Raw genomic sequence first — 16,365 nt, forward strand, 5'->3', positions numbered from 1 at the left:
ACGGTGTCAGCGACAGCGCGTCAGAGAGCGAACACCTCGTCGACGAGGGCCTGCTGCTCGGCCGCGTGGCGCTTGGCCGAGCCGACCGCGGGGGCCGAGGAGGCCGTCCGGGCGACGCGGCGCAGACGGGCGCCGTTGGCGTTGCGGCCGACGACCACCTGCAGGTGGTCGACCAGGTTCATCGCGATGAACGGCCAGGCACCCTGGTTGGCCGGCTCCTCCTGCGCCCAGACGAACTGGACGTCGTCGCCGTAGCGGGCCAGCTCCTCCTGGAGCTCGGCCACCGGCAGCGGGTAGAGCCGCTCGACCCGGACGAGGGCGGTGTCGGTGACGCCGCGCTCGGTGCGGGCCGCCTCCAGGTCGTAGTAGAACTTGCCGGAGGTGATGACGACCTTGCGCACCTGCGACGGGTCCACCGTGCTGTCCCCGATGACCGGCCGGAACGAGCCGGACAGGAACTCGGTCTGGGCCGAGGCCGCGGCCTTCAGACGCAGCATCGACTTCGGGGTGAAGACGACGAGCGGCTTGTGGTGCGGGTTGTGGGCCTGCCACCGGAGCAGGTGGAAGTAGTTCGACGGCGAGGTCGGCATGGCGACCGTCATGTTGTTCTGCGCGCAGAGCTGGAGGAAGCGCTCCGGGCGGGCGGACGAGTGGTCCGGGCCCTGGCCCTCGTAGCCGTGCGGCAGCAGCAGGACGACGCCGGAGTGCTGGCCCCACTTCTGCTCGGCGGAGGCGATGTACTCGTCGACCATGGTCTGGGCGCCGTTGACGAAGTCGCCGAACTGCGCCTCCCACATGACCAGCGCGTTGGGGCGGGTCAGCGAGTAGCCGTACTCGAAGCCCATCGCCGCGTACTCCGACAGCAGGCTGTCGTAGACGGTGAAGCGGGCCTGGTCCTCGGTCAGGTACAGCAGCGGGGTGTAGTCCTCGCCGCTGTTGCGGTCGATGAGGACGGCGTGGCGCTGGCCGAAGGTGCCGCGGCGGCTGTCCTGGCCGGCGAGGCGGACGGGGTGGCCCTCCATCAGCAGCGAGCCGATGGCCAGGGTCTCGCCCATCGCCCAGTCGATGGTGTTGTCCTCGACCGAGGCGGCGCGGCGCTGCAGCTGCGGCAGCAGGCGCGGGTGGACGGTCAGCCACTCCGGCAGGTTGACCTGCGAGGCGGCGATCCGCTTCACCATCTCCTCGGAGATGCCGGTCCGGATGGAGACCGGGAAGTCGGCGACCGGCTTGCCGTTGGTGGCCGGGGCCGGCGCGGTGGCCGCCTCGCGCACTTCGGCGAAGACCTTCTCCAGCTGGCCCTGGAAGTCCTGGAGCGCCTGCTCCGCCTCTTCCATGGTGATGTCGCCGCGGCCGATCAGGCCCTCGGTGTACAGCTTGCGGACCGAGCGCTTCTTGTCGATCAGGTCGTACATCAGCGGCTGGGTGAAGGACGGGTTGTCGGCTTCGTTGTGACCGCGGCGGCGGTAGCAGATGAGGTCGATGACGACGTCCTTGTGGAACTCCTGGCGGAATTCGAAGGCGAGCCGCGCGACGCGGACGACGGCCTCGGGGTCGTCGCCGTTCACGTGGAAGATCGGCGCCTCGATCATGCGGGCCACGTCGGTGCAGTACATCGACGAGCGCGAGGACGCCGGGGCGGCGGTGAAGCCGACCTGGTTGTTGACCACGAGGTGGATCGTGCCGCCGGTGCGGTAGCCCCGCAGCTGCGACATGTTCAGGGTCTCCGCGACGACGCCCTGGCCGGCGAAGGCCGCGTCGCCGTGGACCTGGATGGGGAGCACCGGGAAGGTGGTGCCGCCCTGGTCCAGGACGTCCTGCTTGGCGCGGACGATGCCCTCGACGACCGGGTCGACCGTCTCCAGGTGCGAGGGGTTCGCCGCGAGCGAGACCTTGATGGTCTCGCCGTCCAGGCCGGTGAAGGTGCCCTCGGCGCCCAGGTGGTACTTCACGTCGCCGGAGCCGTGCATCGACTTGGGGTCGAGGTTGCCCTCGAACTCGCCGAAGATCCGGGCGTACGGCTTGCCGACGATGTTCGCCAGCACGTTCAGGCGGCCGCGGTGGGCCATGCCGATGACGGCCTCGTCCAGGCGGTGCTCGGCGGCGGCGTCGATCGTCGCGTCGAGCAGCGGGATCAGGGACTCGCCGCCCTCCAGCGAGAAGCGCTTCTGCCCGACGTACTTGGTCTGCAGGAACGTTTCGAAGGCCTCGGCGGAGTTGAGGCGGCGCAGGATGCGCAGCTGCTCCTCGCGCTCGGGCTTGGTGTACGGCTTCTCCAGGCGCTCCTGCAGCCACTTGCGCTGCTTCGGGTCCTGGATGTGCATGTACTCGATGCCGACGGTGCGGCAGTAGGTGTTGCGCAGCAGGCCGAGGATGTCGCGGAGCTTCATCATCTTCTGGCCGCCGAAGCCGCCGACCGCGAACTCGCGCTCCAGGTCCCACAGGGTGAGGCCGTGCTGGACGACGTCCAGGTCGGGGTGCTTGCGCTGCTTGTACTCCAGCGGGTCGGTGTCGGCCATGAGGTGGCCGCGCACGCGGTACGCGTGGATGAGCTCCATGACGCGGGCGGTCTTGTTGACCTCGTCGTCGTGGGTGGCGGCGACGTCGGTCGCCCAGCGCACCGGCTCGTACGGGATGCGCAGCGACTCGAAGACCTCGTCGTAGAAGCCGTGCTCGCCCAGCAGGAGCTGGTGGATCGTGCGCAGGAACTCGCCCGACGCGGCGCCCTGGATGACGCGGTGGTCGTAGGTCGAGGTCAGCGTCATGATCTTGGAGACGCCGAGGCGCGCGAGGGTGTCGGGGGAGGAGCCCTGGAACTCGGCCGGGTACTCCATGGCGCCGACGCCGACGATGGTGCCCTGGTTCTGCATCAGGCGGGGCACGGAGTGCACGGTGCCGATGCCGCCGGGGTTGGTCAGCGAGACGGTGACCCCGGTGAAGTCGTCCATGGTCAGCTTGTTGGCGCGGGCGCGGCGGACGATGTCCTCGTAGGCCTGCCAGAAGCCGAAGAAGTCGAGGGTCTCGGCCTTCTTGATCGCCGCCACCACGAGCTGGCGGTCGCCGTTCGGCTTGACCAGGTCGATCGCCAGGCCGAGGTTCACGTGCTCCGGCTTGACCAGGTAGGCCTTGCCGTCCTCGACCTTGTAGCTGTGGTTCATGCCCGGCGAGGCCTTGACGGCCTGGACGAGGGCGTAACCGATCAGGTGCGTGAAGGAGACCTTGCCACCGCGGGCGCGCTGCAGGTGGTTGTTGATGACGATGCGGTTGTCGATCAGCAGCTTGGCCGGGACGGCACGCACCGACGTCGCGGTCGGCACCTCCAGCGAGGCGTCCATGTTCGAGGCGACGGCCTTCGCGGGGCCGCGCAGCTGGACGAGCTCGGTTCCCTGCGCGGCCGGCGCGGGCGCAGCCGGAGCGGCGGCCTTCGGCGCGGGCGGCGCGGCAGGGGCTGCTGCGAGCGGCGCGGCGGCCGGCTGGACCGGCGCGGCCGGTGCAGCGGGCGCGGCGGCGGGAGCAGCAGGAGCGGCAGGAGCAGCAACGGGGGTCGGCGCGGAGCCGACCTGGGTTGCGGCCTGGGTCACTGGAGTCACCTCGGTACCGGGCTTGTAGTCGGCGAAAAAGTCCCACCAGGCTCGGTCGACCGAGTTCGGGTCCTGGAGGTACTGCTGGTAGATCTCGTCGACGAGCCACTCATTGGGGCCGAAGCCAGTGGAGCTTGCCGAGCTGGGGGTTTCAGGGTGTGGCGACATCGGGGCAACCGCCCTCTTCCGCTTCCTTTTGGGATGGTGGACAGCGGGGATTAAGGCTACGCCTCCGACCAGTGATCGCGCAGTCCCCCCTGGCCAGGCGTCGCCCAGATCACAGTGAACGGCCGGAATCTGGCCTGTTGTGCGCGTTAGAAACCCGCGGGCGCGGGTACCTGGACACGTTCGGTCAGCTCCATTATCCCCACAAAATCAGACAATATGGACACTTAATGGTGGCGAGGGGCCGGTCCGATGTCGGACCGGCCCCGTTGTGTCCCAGTTGTGTGACAACGTTCGGGTACGGCGCGTCAGGCCGCGGGGAGGGGGGCCTCGCCGGGCAGCGTAACCTCGATCCGACAGCCCCGGTCCGTCTCGGCGACCCGGATCTCACCGCCGTGCAGGTCCACCGCCCAGCGGGCGATGGCGAGGCCGAGCCCGGTGCCGCCGTCGCTGCCCGGCCCCTGGGCCGTCGCGGTGCCGCTGCGGCCGAAGCGCTCGAACACCCGCGCACGGTCCTGCATCGGGATGCCCGGCCCCTGGTCCTCGACCTGCAGCAGCAGCGCACCGCTGTGCTCGCCCGGCCGGGCCCGCACGGTCACCGTGCCACCGGCGGGGGAGTGCTTGCAGGCGTTGTCGACGAGGTTGGCGACCACCTGGTGCAGCCGCTCCTCGTCGGCGACCGCGGTCAGGCCGTCCGGCCGGACGTCCAGGCTCAGCCGCACGTCGCCGCGGCGGCCGTAGGCGCCGCCCGCGGTCGCACCGTCCACCGTCACCCCGCGCAGCACGCCGTCCAGGAACGGCCGGACCTCGAAGGGACGGGTGTCCAGCGGCACCACGCCGTCGTCGAGCTTGGAGAGGTCCAGCAGGTGGGTGATCAGCCGGCCGAGCCGCTCGGTCTGCTCCAGGGCGGCGCCCAGCGTCTTGGGCTCGGGCTGGACGACGCCGTCCACCACGTTCTCCAGGACGGCGCGCAGCGCCGCGATGGGCGTGCGCAGCTCGTGCGAGACGTTGGCGATCAGCTCGCGGCGGTGCCGGTCGGCGGCCTCCAGATCGGCCGCCATGCGGTTGAAGGAGTCGGCGAGCTCGCCGATCTCGTCCCGGGAGGACGTGTCCACCCGGGTGCTGTAGTCGCCGCGGGCCATCGCCCGGGCCGCGGCGGTCATCACGCGCAGCGGCGCGGTCAGCCCGTGCGCGAGGAACTGCATGAACAGCAGCGACGCGATCATCGAGAAGATCATGATGATCCGGATCTGCGTCTCGGACCGGATCGCCACGACCACCATCCCGGTGGCCAGGCAGACGGAGACGATCACCAGCAGGGCGAGCTTGCCCTTGATGGACCGCACCGGGTCGAACGGTCGCATGTCGTCCCACACCCGGCGGGCGGCCCGGCCGGCCAGGCCGGGGCCGGGACGCTCGGCGGCGTCCCCTCTGCGTTGCTGTGGAAAGGTCATCGTGCCCCTGCGGTCGGAGCGGTGCATCGGCTGAAGGCATGGGCCCCCCGGCGGCCCAGCCCTCGGTGCACCGGCTCAGGAAAGGGGTGCCTCCAGGGCGTACCCGACGCCGTGCACCGTGCGGATCCAGCTGGCACCGATCTTCCGGCGCAGCGCCTTGACGTGGCTGTCGACCGTGCGGGTGCCCGAGGCGTCCGTCCAGTCCCAGACCTCCGCGAGCAGCTGCTCGCGGGTGAGCACCGCGCGCGGCTGCGCGGCGAGGCAGGCCAGCAGGTCGAACTCGGTCGGCGTCAGGTGGACGTCGCCCGAGCCGAGCCGCACCCGGCGCTGCACGTGGTCGATCTCCAGCTCGCCGAAGCGCAGCGAGCCCAGCGCAGGCGTCCGCGCGGCCTGCTGGGCGCGCTCGACGCGGCGCAGCAGCACGTTGACGCGGGCCGCCAGCTCGCGCATGGAGAACGGCTTGGTCATGTAGTCGTCCGCGCCGACGCCGAGGCCGACCAGCAGGTCCGTCTCGTCGTCCCGCGCGGTCAGCATGAGCACCGGCACCGGGCGCTGCGCCTGGATCCGGCGGCACACCTCCAGGCCGTCGAAGCCCGGCAGCATGATGTCGAGGACCACCAGGTCGGGCTGCCAGGTGTGGAAGCCGTCCACCGCGCCGGGGCCGTCGTGGGCCACGGCGACCTTGAAGCCCTCCGCGCCCAGGCGGGCCGCGATGGACTCGGCGATGGTGGGTTCGTCCTCCACCACCAGTACTCGCCGCTGCGTACCGACCGGGCTGCTGCCGGTTTCTTGCTGAATCTCTGTCACGGTCACGCCACCGCCCCCAGGGCTGCGGGCCGACACCTGTGGGGGTGGCGGCGCCGCGTCGTAGTCGTCTCGGTCCGTATGTGGGCTGTGCCCGGCCTGCCGCGTCGGCTGGGTGCCGTTCCGCCGTCGGCACCCTGCGCGGCGTGGATGCGCCGTGTGTGGTCCGCACACCCGACCCGCACTCCACGCAGAGTACGGACACCGGGGGCGTTCCGGCAGGTGGCCCGGACACATCCGGGCCACGGATCGATGCCGATCCCCGTCGGGACCGGGCACGGGGCGATACCTTACCGGGCGAAATTCGCAGTTGTAACGATCCGTATAGCCCCGAACCTGCAGGGCGACCCTTACTTTTGGGCCGCTCCTCCGTGAACGGAGGGCAGGTACGGACCAAGGCGTGCAGCCCTGGCGTCGAAGCTCAAGCATTCTTCACAGCTCTTCCCCAGCGGGCTCCCAGCCTGGGAACGTATCGTGGTCACGACAAGGGCCACCGGTGTCTCCGCGGGCACCGTCCGTGCGGATCTCCGCGCGCCCTCGACGCGTTGCACAGGGGGCGGGTGACGGCAGTCCGGCGGACGGAGGGCCCATGACGGCGAACGGTTCGGGCCGCGCGGCGGCACGCCGCGACCGGATCGCCGACCGGATGCGCGGTCCGCTCCGGGCGCTGCGCGGTGCGCTGCCCACTCCGCGCCGCAACCCCTTCGCGCTCGGCTACCTCGCCCTGCTGCTCGGCACCACCCTCTTCGCCCGGTTCGGCGACCCGCAGCTGGTGCACCGGCTGCAGGCGCTCTCCTCCACCGACGTTCACAACCTCGCGCACCACCCCGTGCTCGCCCTCGCGGCCAGCGGCCTCTGGGTGGCCGGCCCGGTGTGGACCCCTTATCTGTGGGCCTTCCTGCTGACCGTCGCCCCGCTGGAGCGCCGGGTCGGCGGCCGCCGGGCGGCCGGGGTCTTCGCCGCCGGGCACGTCGGCGCCACCCTGCTCTCCCAGGCCGTGGTGCTGGCCGCCGTCGCCGTCCGGGCGCTGCCCGTCGACGCCCTCGGCGACCTCGACATCGGCGTCAGCTACGGCGTCCTCGCCAGCCTCGGCGCCCTCGCCGGCGTGCTGCCCCCGGCCGCCCGCAACCTCGCCCTCGGCATCGCCGCCGTCCTCGTCGGCGAGCAGTTCCTCGACGGCGCCGACCTGGTCACCGGCATCGGCCACCCGGCCGCCCTGTTGATCGGCATCGCCCTCTGGCGCCCGCTGCGGCGCGGCCCCCGGCGTCCGCTCCGCCGCCGGACCGTCCCGGCCCCGCTGCCCGTCCGCGCCTGACCCGTTCCTTCCCGCCCCCGCCCCCGCCCCCGCCCCCGTCCGCGATCGCTCAGGGCGAACGACGCCGGGGGAACAACCGCGCCCCGCCAATCCTTAGTCAGGTCAGCTCAACTTCGCTGACTGGGGAGAGATCATGGCATCGACGTCCGCTCCGCTCACCCTGCCCGTGCTGCCGCTCGACGACGAGGTGGTGCTCCCGGGCATGGTCGTCCCGCTCGACCTGTCCGACGCCGAGGTCCGCGCCGCCGTCGAGGCCGCCCGGGCCGCGGCGGACGGCCCGGGCAAGCCCCAGGTGCTGCTGGTGCCACGGCTCGACGGCTCGTACGCCGCCGTCGGCACCCTGGCCACCGTCGAGCAGGTCGGCCGCCTCGCCGACGGCGACCCGGCCGCGCTGGTGCGCGCCGTGCGCCGGGTGCGCATCGGCGCCGGCACCACCGGCCCCGGCGCCGCCCTCTGGGTCGAGACCACGCCCTTCCGGGAGTCCTCCGAGGGCAACGCCGTCGCCGGCCGCGCCGCCGAGCTCGTCAAGGAGTACAAGGCGCTCTCCACCCAGTGGCTGCGCAAGCGCGGCGCCTGGCAGATCGTCGACCGGGTCGCCGCGATCGACGATGTCGGCGAGCTCGCCGACAACATCGGCTACGCGCCCTTCGCCACCGCCGAGCAGAAGCTCAAGGTGCTGCTGGAGGCCGACCGGCTCGCCCGCCTGGAGTACGCGCTGACCCTGCTGCGCGACCACCTCGCCGAGGAGGAGGTCAACGACACCATCCGCAAGGACGTGGAGGAGGGCGTCGCCAAGCAGCAGAAGGAGTTCCTGCTCCGCCGCCAGCTGGAGGCCGTCCGCAAGGAGCTCGCCGAGCTGAACGGCGAGTCCGCCTCCGAGGAGGACGACTACCGGGCCCGCGTCGAAGCGGCCGACCTGCCGGAGACGGTCCGCGAGGCCGCCCTCAAGGAGGTCGACAAGCTGGAGCGCTCCTCCGACCAGTCGCCCGAGGGCTCCTGGATCCGCACCTGGCTGGACACCGTCCTCGAACTGCCCTGGAACGAGCGGTCCACCGACTCCTACGACATCGCGGGCGCCCGCGCGGTGCTCGACGCCGACCACGCCGGCCTCGCCGACGTGAAGGACCGGATCGTCGAGTACCTGGCCGTCCGCAAGCGCCGCGCCGACCAGGGACTGGGGCAGATCGGCGGCCGCCGCGGCGGCGCGGTGCTCGCCCTCGTCGGCCCGCCCGGCGTCGGCAAGACCTCGCTGGGCGAGTCCGTCGCCCGGGCCATGGGCCGCTCCTTCGTCCGGGTCGCGCTCGGCGGCGTCCGCGACGAGGCCGAGATCCGCGGCCACCGGCGCACCTACGTCGGCGCGCTGCCCGGCCGCATCGTCCGCGCGATCAAGGAGGCCGGCTCGATGAACCCGGTCGTCCTGCTCGACGAGATCGACAAGGTCGGCTCCGACTACCGCGGCGACCCGGCCGCCGCCCTGCTCGAAGTCCTCGACCCGGCGCAGAACCACACCTTCCGCGACCACTACCTGGAGGTCGAGCTCGACCTCTCCGACGTGGTCTTCCTCGCCACCGCCAACGTGCTGGAGGCCGTCCCCGAGCCGCTGCTCGACCGGATGGAGCTCGTCCGGCTCGACGGCTACACCGAGGACGAGAAGGTCGTCATCGCCCGCGACCACCTGCTGCCCCGCCAGCTCGCGAAGGCCGGGCTGAAGGACGAGGAGGTGGCCGTCGACGAGGGCGCGCTGCGCAGGCTCGCCGGCGAGTACACCCGCGAGGCGGGCGTGCGGAACCTGGAGCGGTCGATCGCGCGCATCCTGCGCAAGGTCGCCGCGCAGAGCGAACTCGGCGAGCGCGAGCTGCCCGCCGCGATCGGCGCCGAGGACCTGCGCGGGCTGATCGGCCGGCCGCACCACACCCCCGAGTCCGCCCAGGAGCCCGCCGAGCGGCGCACCGCCGTCCCCGGAGTCGCCACCGGGCTGGCCGTCACCGGTGCGGGCGGCGACGTCCTCTACATCGAGGCTTCGCTCGCCGACGCCGAGACCGGCTCCACCGGGCTCACCCTGACCGGGCAGCTCGGCGACGTGATGAAGGAGTCCGCGCACATCGCGCTCTCCTACCTCCGCTCGCGCGGCGCCGAGCTCGAACTGCCCGTCACCGGGCTGCGGGACCGCGGCATCCACCTGCACGTCCCGGCCGGCGCCGTCCCCAAGGACGGTCCGAGCGCCGGCATCACCATGACCACCGCCCTCGCCTCGCTGCTCTCCGGGCGCAAGGTCCGCACCGACGTGGCGATGACCGGCGAGGTGTCGCTCACCGGCCGGGTGCTGCCGATCGGCGGCGTCAAGCAGAAGCTGCTGGCCGCCGACCGGGCCGGGGTCGGCACGGTGATCATCCCGCGGCGCAACGAGGCCGACCTGGACGACGTGCCCGCCGAGGTGCTGGAGCGGCTCACCGTGCACGCCGTCGCCGACGTCCGCGAGGTGCTGGCGCTGGCCCTGGAGCCGGCCGAGGTGCTGGTCGCGGCCTGAGACGCGGCGGGAACGGGGCGCGGGGTGCCGTCCGGCACCCCGCGCCCCCGCCGTTACCTCGTGCGGACGCCACGAGTGCACCGCGGAAACCGCGGCGTGCGAGACTGCCGGAATGCCGTCCCCTACGCAACGCGCGTTGGCCCGAGTCCCGGAGCGGTACCGGCCGTTCCTGGTGCAGCACCGCAAGCTGGTGAAGTTCCTGCTGGTGGGCGGTACCTGCTTCGTGCTGACCACCGTCGTCGACCTCGGGCTGAAGTTCACCGTGCTGCAGCACAAGCCGGTGGTCGCGCTGACGGTCGCGACGGTGATCGCGACCCTGGTGTCCTACGTGCTCAACCGCCAGTGGTCGTTCCGGGCGAACGGCCGGCAGCGCGAGGCGATCCTCTTCTTCGTGGTCAGTGCACTCGCGGTGGCCGTCAACGACCTGCCGCTGATCTTCTCCCGGTACGTCCTGGACCTCCGCGAGCCGGACGTCACCGCGGTCACCCAGGAGGTCGCCGACTTCCTCAGCGGCATGATCGTCGGCACCTTCCTGGCCATGATCTTCCGCTTCTGGGCGATGAACCGCTGGGTCTTCACCCGCACCCGGCCGCACCCCTCCCCGGAGGACCTCGAACCCGAACGGGTCTGAGGCCCCGGGCGGGCGGTGGCGGACACCGCCCACCCGGGGACCGGGAGCCGGGCGGGCAGCTCAGCGGACGCCGAGCAGGTGCTCCATCGCGAGCTGGTCGAGCTGCTCGAAGGCCATGCCCCGGGCGGCCGCCGCGTCCACGTCGAACTCCTCGAACGCACCGCGGTCCGCGAGCAGCGCCGCGAGGCCGTCCCCGGCGGTCGGCCGGGCGAGCTCGTCCAGACGGGACGCCCGCAGGGCCTCCTGCACCGCCGGGTCGGCCCGGAACGCCAGCGCCTTCTCCCTGAGCATCAGGTAGTTGCTCATGCAGGCGGCGGCCGAGGCCCACACGCCCTCGAAGTCCTCGGTGCGCGGCGGCTTGAAGTCGAAGTGCCGCGGGCCGTCGTAGCCCGCCGACTCCAGCAGGTCCACCAGCCAGAACGCGCTGCGCAGGTCGCCGGCGCCGAAGCGCAGGTCCTGGTCGTACTTGATGCCGGACTGGCCGTTCAGGTCGATGTGGAAGAGCTTGCCGTGCCACAGCGCCTGGGCGATGCCGTGCGCGAAGTTCAGCCCGGCCATCTGCTCGTGGCCGACCTCCGGGTTGAGGCCGACCCGCTCGGGGCGCTCCAGGCTCCCGATGAAGGCGAGGGCGTGGCCGACGGTCGGCAGCAGGATGTCGCCGCGGGGCTCGTTCGGCTTGGGCTCGATCGCGAAGCGCAGGTCGTAGCCCTGCTCCTCGACGTACTCGCCGAGCAGGTCGAAGGCCTCCTTCAGGCGGTCCAGCGCGACCCGGACGTCCTTCGCGGCGCCGTGCTCGGCGCCCTCGCGGCCGCCCCAGGCGACGTAGGTGGTGGCGCCGAGCTCCGCCGCGAGGTCGATGTTGCGGATCGTCTTGCGCAGCGCGTAGCGGCGGACGTCCCGGTCGTTGGCGGTGAAGGCGCCGTCCTTGAAGACCGGGTGGGTGAACAGGTTGGTGGTGGCCATCGGGACCTTCAGGCCGGTGGCGTCCAGGGCCGTCCGGAAGCGCTTGACGATCGCGTCGCGCTCCGCGTCCGAGGAGCCGAACGGGATCAGGTCGTCGTCGTGGAAGGTCACGCCGTGCGCGCCCAGCTCGGCCAGCCGGTGCACCGTCTCCACAGGGTCGAGGGCCGGGCGGGTGGCGTCGCCGAAGGGGTCGCGGCCCTGCCAGCCGACGGTCCACAGGCCGAAGGTGAACTTGTCCGCGGGGGTGGGGGTGGGCATGACGGAACTCCAGGGGGTCTATTCGTCAGGGCAGAAAACAAACTAATATCCCCAGGCACGGAAGGGAAGTCCCGGCGCGGCCGACGGAGAGGAAGTCATGGCAGGGATCGTCATCGGGGTGGACAGCTCCACCCAGTCCACCAAGGCGCTCGCGGTGGACACCGCGACCGGCGAGGTGCTCGGCGAGGGCCGGGCGGCGCACACCGTCAGCGGCAGCGGCGGCGCCCGGGAGAGCGACCCGCGGCAGTGGTGGCAGGCGCTGCAGGACGCGATCGCCGGCACCGGCTGCGCCGGCCGCGCCGAGGCCGTCGCGATCGGCGGGCAGCAGCACGGGCTGGTCGCCCTCGACGCCGACGGCGTCCCCGTGCACCCCGCGCTGCTCTGGAACGACACCCGCTCGGCCGACCGGGCCGCCGCGCTGGTCGAGGAACTCGGCCGGGACGCCTGGGCCCGGCGCACCGGCAGCGTCCCCAACGCCTCGTTCACCGTCACCAAGTGGGCCTGGCTGCGCGAGCGCGGCCTCACCGGCCGGGTCGCCGCCGTCCGGCTGCCGCACGAGTACCTCACCGAACGGCTCACCGGCCGGCCCGCCGCCGAACGCAGCGACGCCTCCGGCACCGGCTGGTGGGGCGAGCACGGCTGGGACACCGGCATCCTCGACCTCGTCGGCCTCGACCCGGAGCTGCTGCCGCCGCTCGCCGGACCCGGCACCGCGGCCGGCGAGACCGTCGGCCCCTTCGGCGGACTGCGCCCCGGCATCCCCGTCGCCCTCGGCGCCGGCGACAACGCGGCCGCCGCCCTCGGACTCGGCCTCGGCGGCGGCACCGGCGCCGCGTACGGGCAGCCCGCCCTCTCGCTCGGTACCTCCGGCACCGTCTACGCGGTCACCCGCGGCCGGCCCGCCGACCCCACCGGCACGGTGGCCGGCTTCGCCGCCGCCCACGGCGACTGGCTGCCGCTCGCCTGCACCCTCAACTGCACCCTCGCCGTCGACCGCTTCGCCACCCTGCTCGGCCGCGACCGGCAGGCCGTCGAAGCCGGCGGCGAGGCCGTCGTCCTGCCCTTCCTCGACGGCGAACGCACCCCCGCCCTGCCGCACGCCGCCGGCCTCGTCCACGGCCTGCGCCACGACACCACCCCCGGCCAGCTGCTCCAGGCCGCCTACGACGGCGCCGCGTACGCCCTGCTCGCCGCCCTCGACCTGGTGCTCGCCGCCGGCGACGAGGCCGCGGGCGACGCACCGCTGCTGCTCATCGGCGGCGGGGCCCGCGGCCGCGCCTGGCAGGACACCGTCCGCCGGCTCTCCGGCCGGGCCGTCCAGCTGCCCGCCGCCGGCGAACTCGTCGCCCTCGGCGCCGCCGCCCAGGCCGCCGGCCTGCTCACCGGCGAACACCCCGCCGAGGTCGCCCGCCGCTGGGGCACCGCCGCCGGACCCGTCCTCGACCCGGTCGAGAAGGACGAGGCCGCGGCCGCCCGGATCGCCGCCGTGCTCGCCGCCGGCGCCCCGCTGCTCGGCGCCGGCCCCGCCGTCTGACACCGCACGGCGACACCGCACGGCGACACCGCACCGGGGCCCGCGGCCATCCGCCGGAGCGGGCCCCGGTGCAGGTCGGTGCGGACGGCGGCCGGTACCGTTCGCGCGGCCCGAGTGCCGCGCGAACGGGACGGGCGCACGCGGATACCCTGCAACCGGTCGACCGGGTGTTCGGCCGTCGAACGAGAGGTGACGGGGAGATGAGGGACACGGACGCCAGACGGGCCCGGCCCGCGAGTCAGCAGGGCATGCGCCGGGCCAACCTGGCCCTCGTCCTCGGCGAATTCGCGGCCGGACCACGCTCCCGCGCCGAGGTCGCCGCCACCACCGGCCTCACCCGGGCGGCCGTCTCCTCCCTGGTCGACGAACTCACCACCGCCGGCCTCCTCGCCGAATGCGGCCCCGCCGTCCCCAGCGGCAAGGTCGGCCGGCCCGGCACCGCCCTCGCCCTCGACCCGCAGGGCCCCGCCGGCCTCGGCGGCGAGATCGGCGTCGAACACCTCGCCGCCTGCGTCGTCGACCTCCGCGGCGAGGTCCGCGGCTGGCTGCGCCAGGACGTCACCAACCGCGACCGCCCCGCCGACGCCGTCCTGCGCGACCTCGCCGTGCTGCTCCGCGAGGTCGCCGGCTCCTGCGGCCTCGCCCCGGCCGGCCTCGCCGTCGCCGTCCCCGGCCTGGTCGGCGCCGCCGAAGGCATCGTGGAACGCGCCCCCAACCTCGGCTGGTCCGACCTGCCGCTCGCCGCCGAACTGCGCCGCGCCCTGCGCGAGGCCGACGCCCACCCCCTCGCCGACCTGCCCATCGACGTCGACAACGAGGCCAACCTCGGCGGCCTCGCCGAACTCTGGCTCGGCGAAGGCCCCGACGACTTCCTCCACCTCTCCGCCGAGGCCGGCATCGGCGCCGCCCTCGTGGTGGACGGCCGGCTGCTGCGCGGTGCCCGCGGCTACGCCGGCGAACTCGGCCACGTCCCCGTCCACCCCGACGGGCCCGCCTGCCCGTGCGGCGCCCGTGGCTGCCTGGAGCAGTACGCCGGCGAGGCCGCCGTGCTCCGCGCCGCAGGGCTCGCCGACACCGGGGGCGACTGGGTCGCCCTGCTCGCCCGCAGGGCCGCGGACGGGGACCCGGCCGTCCGTGCCGCACTGGAGGCCGCCGGTTCGGCGCTCGGCGTGGCCGCGGCCGGGGCGGTCAACCTGCTCGACCCTGCAGCGCTCGTGCTCGGCGGCGGCTACGCGGAGCTGGCCGAGTGGCTGCTCCCCGCGATGCGGACCGAGCTCGCCGGCCGGGTGACCGTCCGGGCCTGGGCCGACGACTGGCTGACGGCCTCGCGGCTGGGGCGGCGGGGGCCGCTGCTCGGAGCGGGGATCGGGGTCGTCCGCGCGGTCGTCGCCGACCCGGGCCGCTTCGCCGCCGCAGAGGGCTGACGGCAACGCCCCTGATTCGGGTTCGCCGCACCGCTAGAGGGCCGCCGGCGTCCGGGTCTCGGTGGTGCGGTCGGCGGTGAGGAGGGTGATGGCGACGCCGGCGACGGCCCAGGCGGCGAGGACGAGGAAGGGCGGGGTGAGGACGGAGCCGCCGAGGTAGACGATGGAGCGGGCGGCGTCGGTGCCCACGCCGTTCGGGATCCAGGAGCCGATCGCCCGCCAGAAGGGCGGCAGCAGCGGCGGCGGATAGACCCCGCCCGCGCTCGGGTTGCCGAGCACCACGAAGATCAGCACGGCGATGCCGATCCCGACCACCCCGAACAGGCACTGCATCGCCATGGTGAAGGCCCCCACGGCGAAGACCACCAGCGTGCCGAGTCCCCAGAGCGGCAGGATCGGGCCGGGCAGGGCGTCCAGGACAGGCCCGGTGGTCAGTGCGCCGCCGAGGCCGGCCGCGACGGAGTAGAGGAGGAGCGTGCCGAGCCGAAGCAGGGCCCGGTCGGTGTTGGCGGGCCGGGAGCCCGCGCTGATGCCGAGGATCGAGGCCACCAGGTAGCCGCCGACGCACCAGCCGACCACCAGGTAGAAGGAGGAGAGGCCCTCGGCGTCGCCCGGCGCGAGCGGCACGACGTCCTCGGTGCCGAGGGTCCGCTGCTGGGCGGACTCCAGCGAGCCGACGATCCGTTCGGCGGCGGTCGCCGCGGCGGGCCCGCGGGCGGTGGCCACCAGCAGGGTGTCCCGGCTGGTGGTGGGGTCGATCAGCCAGGCGGCGTACACCTTCTGGTCCTTGATCAGCTGGACGGCGCTCGCCCGGTCCTCCGCCGTGCTGGGCCGGACGGCCTCGTCCGGGACGTCGTGCAGGGCCGAGGTGCCCTGGAGGACGGCCTGCGCGGGCCCGACCACGGCGATGGAGAGCTGATGGGGGGTCGGGTCGTGGAGCGCACCGACGTAGCTGGCGGTGAAGCCGAGTTGGAGCAGCAGCACCCCGAGCACCAGCAGGAAGGCCCGCGGGGTGACCGCGTCCTTGACCTCGGCGAGGAATCCGGGGCGCGGGCCGGCCATCGACCGCCTCCTTGGGGGCGAGGGAGCAAAAGGCGTGAAACGGATGCTTCATAACATGAAGCAGTTGTTCGGGGGTGGAGGCGCGGCCTACGGGATACTGACGCCATGAATGACCAGGAGTCGGCCGACCAGGCGTTCCGCGCGGTCGAGCGGGAGGTGGCACTGCTCTTCCGTCGCGGGCGGACGCGTGCCGCGGAGATGGCCCGGCGGGTGCATCCGGAGCTGGAGGCCGCGGCGTACGTGATGCTCGCGTACGTGGAGGAGTCGGGCCGGGTGCGGCTGACCGACATCGGCCTGCACTTCGGGATCGGCAAGGCCTCGATCAGCCGGCAGGTCAAGCACCTGGAGGCGCTCGGGCTGCTGCGCCGCGAGGTCGACCCGCTGGACCGCCGCTCCTCGCTGCTCTCGCTCACCGAGGACGGCGCCGCCCGCTACCTGCGCGCCCGGGACGCCCGGATGGAGCGCTTCCGCGAGCTGATGTCGGCCTGGGCCGAGGAGGACGTGGAGCGCTTCGCCGATCTGCTGCGCCGTTTCAACGAGCTGGCCGCCGAGTCCATGCGGGCCGAGGAGTCCGCGCCGGCCTGACCCCTCTCGCCCGGTCCCGTCCAGCCTCCTTCCGGTCCCTTGCGGCCCCCTTCCGGGTGCCGCCC

The 16,365-nt window shown here is 73.4% G+C and carries 11 protein-coding genes; 6 read left to right on the forward strand and 5 right to left on the reverse strand.

The features are described 5' to 3' along the window. Window positions 1-20: 20 nt before the first annotated feature. The 3 genes from IE98_RS0111605 to IE98_RS0111615 all read right to left on the reverse strand — a co-directional run bounded on the left by IE98_RS0111605 (window position 21) and on the right by IE98_RS0111615 (window position 6,004). The gene (locus IE98_RS0111605; RefSeq protein WP_030267973.1) at window positions 21-3,746 is read right to left on the reverse strand and encodes a multifunctional oxoglutarate decarboxylase/oxoglutarate dehydrogenase thiamine pyrophosphate-binding subunit/dihydrolipoyllysine-residue succinyltransferase subunit; all 3,726 of its coding nucleotides are present in this window, start codon (window positions 3,744-3,746) and stop codon (window positions 21-23) included. A gap of 305 nt (window positions 3,747-4,051) precedes the next feature. Further along, complete coding sequence (locus tag IE98_RS0111610; protein ID WP_052390432.1) at window positions 4,052-5,197, reverse strand: HAMP domain-containing sensor histidine kinase; 1,146 nt, start codon at window positions 5,195-5,197, stop codon at window positions 4,052-4,054. A 75-nt stretch (window positions 5,198-5,272) separates the two neighbouring features. Beyond that, window positions 5,273-6,004 carry a response regulator transcription factor gene (locus IE98_RS0111615; protein WP_030267975.1) on the reverse strand — a complete coding sequence of 244 codons (732 nt, stop codon included), beginning with the start codon at window positions 6,002-6,004 and terminating at the stop codon, window positions 5,273-5,275. Window positions 6,005-6,590: 586 nt separating this feature from the next. Between IE98_RS0111615 and IE98_RS42350 the strand changes: the two genes are divergently transcribed. From IE98_RS42350 to IE98_RS0111630, 3 genes are all read left to right on the forward strand, one after another. Beyond that, window positions 6,591-7,316: a rhomboid-like protein gene (locus tag IE98_RS42350; RefSeq protein WP_052390413.1), complete on the forward strand. Its 726-nt coding sequence runs from the start codon at window positions 6,591-6,593 to the stop codon at window positions 7,314-7,316. A gap of 133 nt (window positions 7,317-7,449) precedes the next feature. Beyond that, the gene (lon, locus tag IE98_RS0111625) at window positions 7,450-9,843 is read left to right on the forward strand and encodes an endopeptidase La (RefSeq protein ID WP_030267977.1); all 2,394 of its coding nucleotides are present in this window, start codon (window positions 7,450-7,452) and stop codon (window positions 9,841-9,843) included. Window positions 9,844-9,979: 136 nt separating this feature from the next. Beyond that, complete coding sequence (locus IE98_RS0111630; protein WP_234443510.1) at window positions 9,980-10,474, forward strand: GtrA family protein; 495 nt, start codon at window positions 9,980-9,982, stop codon at window positions 10,472-10,474. 60 nt (window positions 10,475-10,534) lie between these two features. On the opposite strand, the gene xylA is transcribed toward IE98_RS0111630, so the two are convergent. Further along, complete coding sequence (gene xylA / locus IE98_RS0111635) at window positions 10,535-11,695, reverse strand: xylose isomerase (RefSeq protein WP_030267979.1); 1,161 nt, start codon at window positions 11,693-11,695, stop codon at window positions 10,535-10,537. 97 nt (window positions 11,696-11,792) lie between these two features. On the opposite strand from xylA, the gene xylB reads away from it, so the two are divergent. Together xylB and IE98_RS0111645 are read left to right on the forward strand one after the other, a co-directional pair. Next, the gene (gene xylB, locus IE98_RS0111640; RefSeq protein ID WP_030267980.1) at window positions 11,793-13,229 is read left to right on the forward strand and encodes a xylulokinase; all 1,437 of its coding nucleotides are present in this window, start codon (window positions 11,793-11,795) and stop codon (window positions 13,227-13,229) included. Between the two features lie 200 nt (window positions 13,230-13,429). Continuing rightward, entirely contained in the window at window positions 13,430-14,653 is a 1,224-nt protein-coding gene (locus IE98_RS0111645) for an ROK family protein (RefSeq protein ID WP_030267981.1), read from the forward strand. Between the two features lie 33 nt (window positions 14,654-14,686). Here IE98_RS0111645 and IE98_RS0111650 read toward each other — a convergent pair whose 3' ends face one another. After that, window positions 14,687-15,715 carry a membrane protein gene (locus tag IE98_RS0111650; protein ID WP_030267982.1) on the reverse strand — a complete coding sequence of 343 codons (1,029 nt, stop codon included), beginning with the start codon at window positions 15,713-15,715 and terminating at the stop codon, window positions 14,687-14,689. 105 nt (window positions 15,716-15,820) lie between these two features. On the opposite strand from IE98_RS0111650, the gene IE98_RS0111655 reads away from it, so the two are divergent. Then, window positions 15,821-16,300 (forward strand): MarR family winged helix-turn-helix transcriptional regulator, encoded by a 480-nt coding sequence (locus tag IE98_RS0111655; protein WP_043173964.1) that lies wholly within the window; start codon window positions 15,821-15,823, stop codon window positions 16,298-16,300. Window positions 16,301-16,365 lie beyond the last annotated feature (65 nt).

The organism is Streptomyces sp. NRRL B-24484 (genome assembly GCF_000717715.1).
Taxonomy (GTDB): Bacteria; Actinomycetota; Actinomycetes; order Streptomycetales; family Streptomycetaceae; genus Kitasatospora.

Coding starts and splice junctions, on each gene's coding strand:
- xylA (WP_030267979.1), bottom strand. CDS start 11,695: ATGCCCACCCCCACCCCCGCGGACAAGTTCACCTTCGGCCTGTGGACC.
- lon (WP_030267977.1), top strand. CDS start 7,450: ATGGCATCGACGTCCGCTCCGCTCACCCTGCCCGTGCTGCCGCTCGAC.
- IE98_RS0111650 (WP_030267982.1), bottom strand. CDS start 15,715: ATGGCCGGCCCGCGCCCCGGATTCCTCGCCGAGGTCAAGGACGCGGTC.
- xylB (WP_030267980.1), top strand. CDS start 11,793: ATGGCAGGGATCGTCATCGGGGTGGACAGCTCCACCCAGTCCACCAAG.
- IE98_RS0111645 (WP_030267981.1), top strand. CDS start 13,430: ATGAGGGACACGGACGCCAGACGGGCCCGGCCCGCGAGTCAGCAGGGC.
- IE98_RS0111655 (WP_043173964.1), top strand. CDS start 15,821: ATGAATGACCAGGAGTCGGCCGACCAGGCGTTCCGCGCGGTCGAGCGG.
- IE98_RS42350 (WP_052390413.1), top strand. CDS start 6,591: ATGACGGCGAACGGTTCGGGCCGCGCGGCGGCACGCCGCGACCGGATC.
- IE98_RS0111610 (WP_052390432.1), bottom strand. CDS start 5,197: ATGACCTTTCCACAGCAACGCAGAGGGGACGCCGCCGAGCGTCCCGGC.
- IE98_RS0111605 (WP_030267973.1), bottom strand. CDS start 3,746: ATGTCGCCACACCCTGAAACCCCCAGCTCGGCAAGCTCCACTGGCTTC.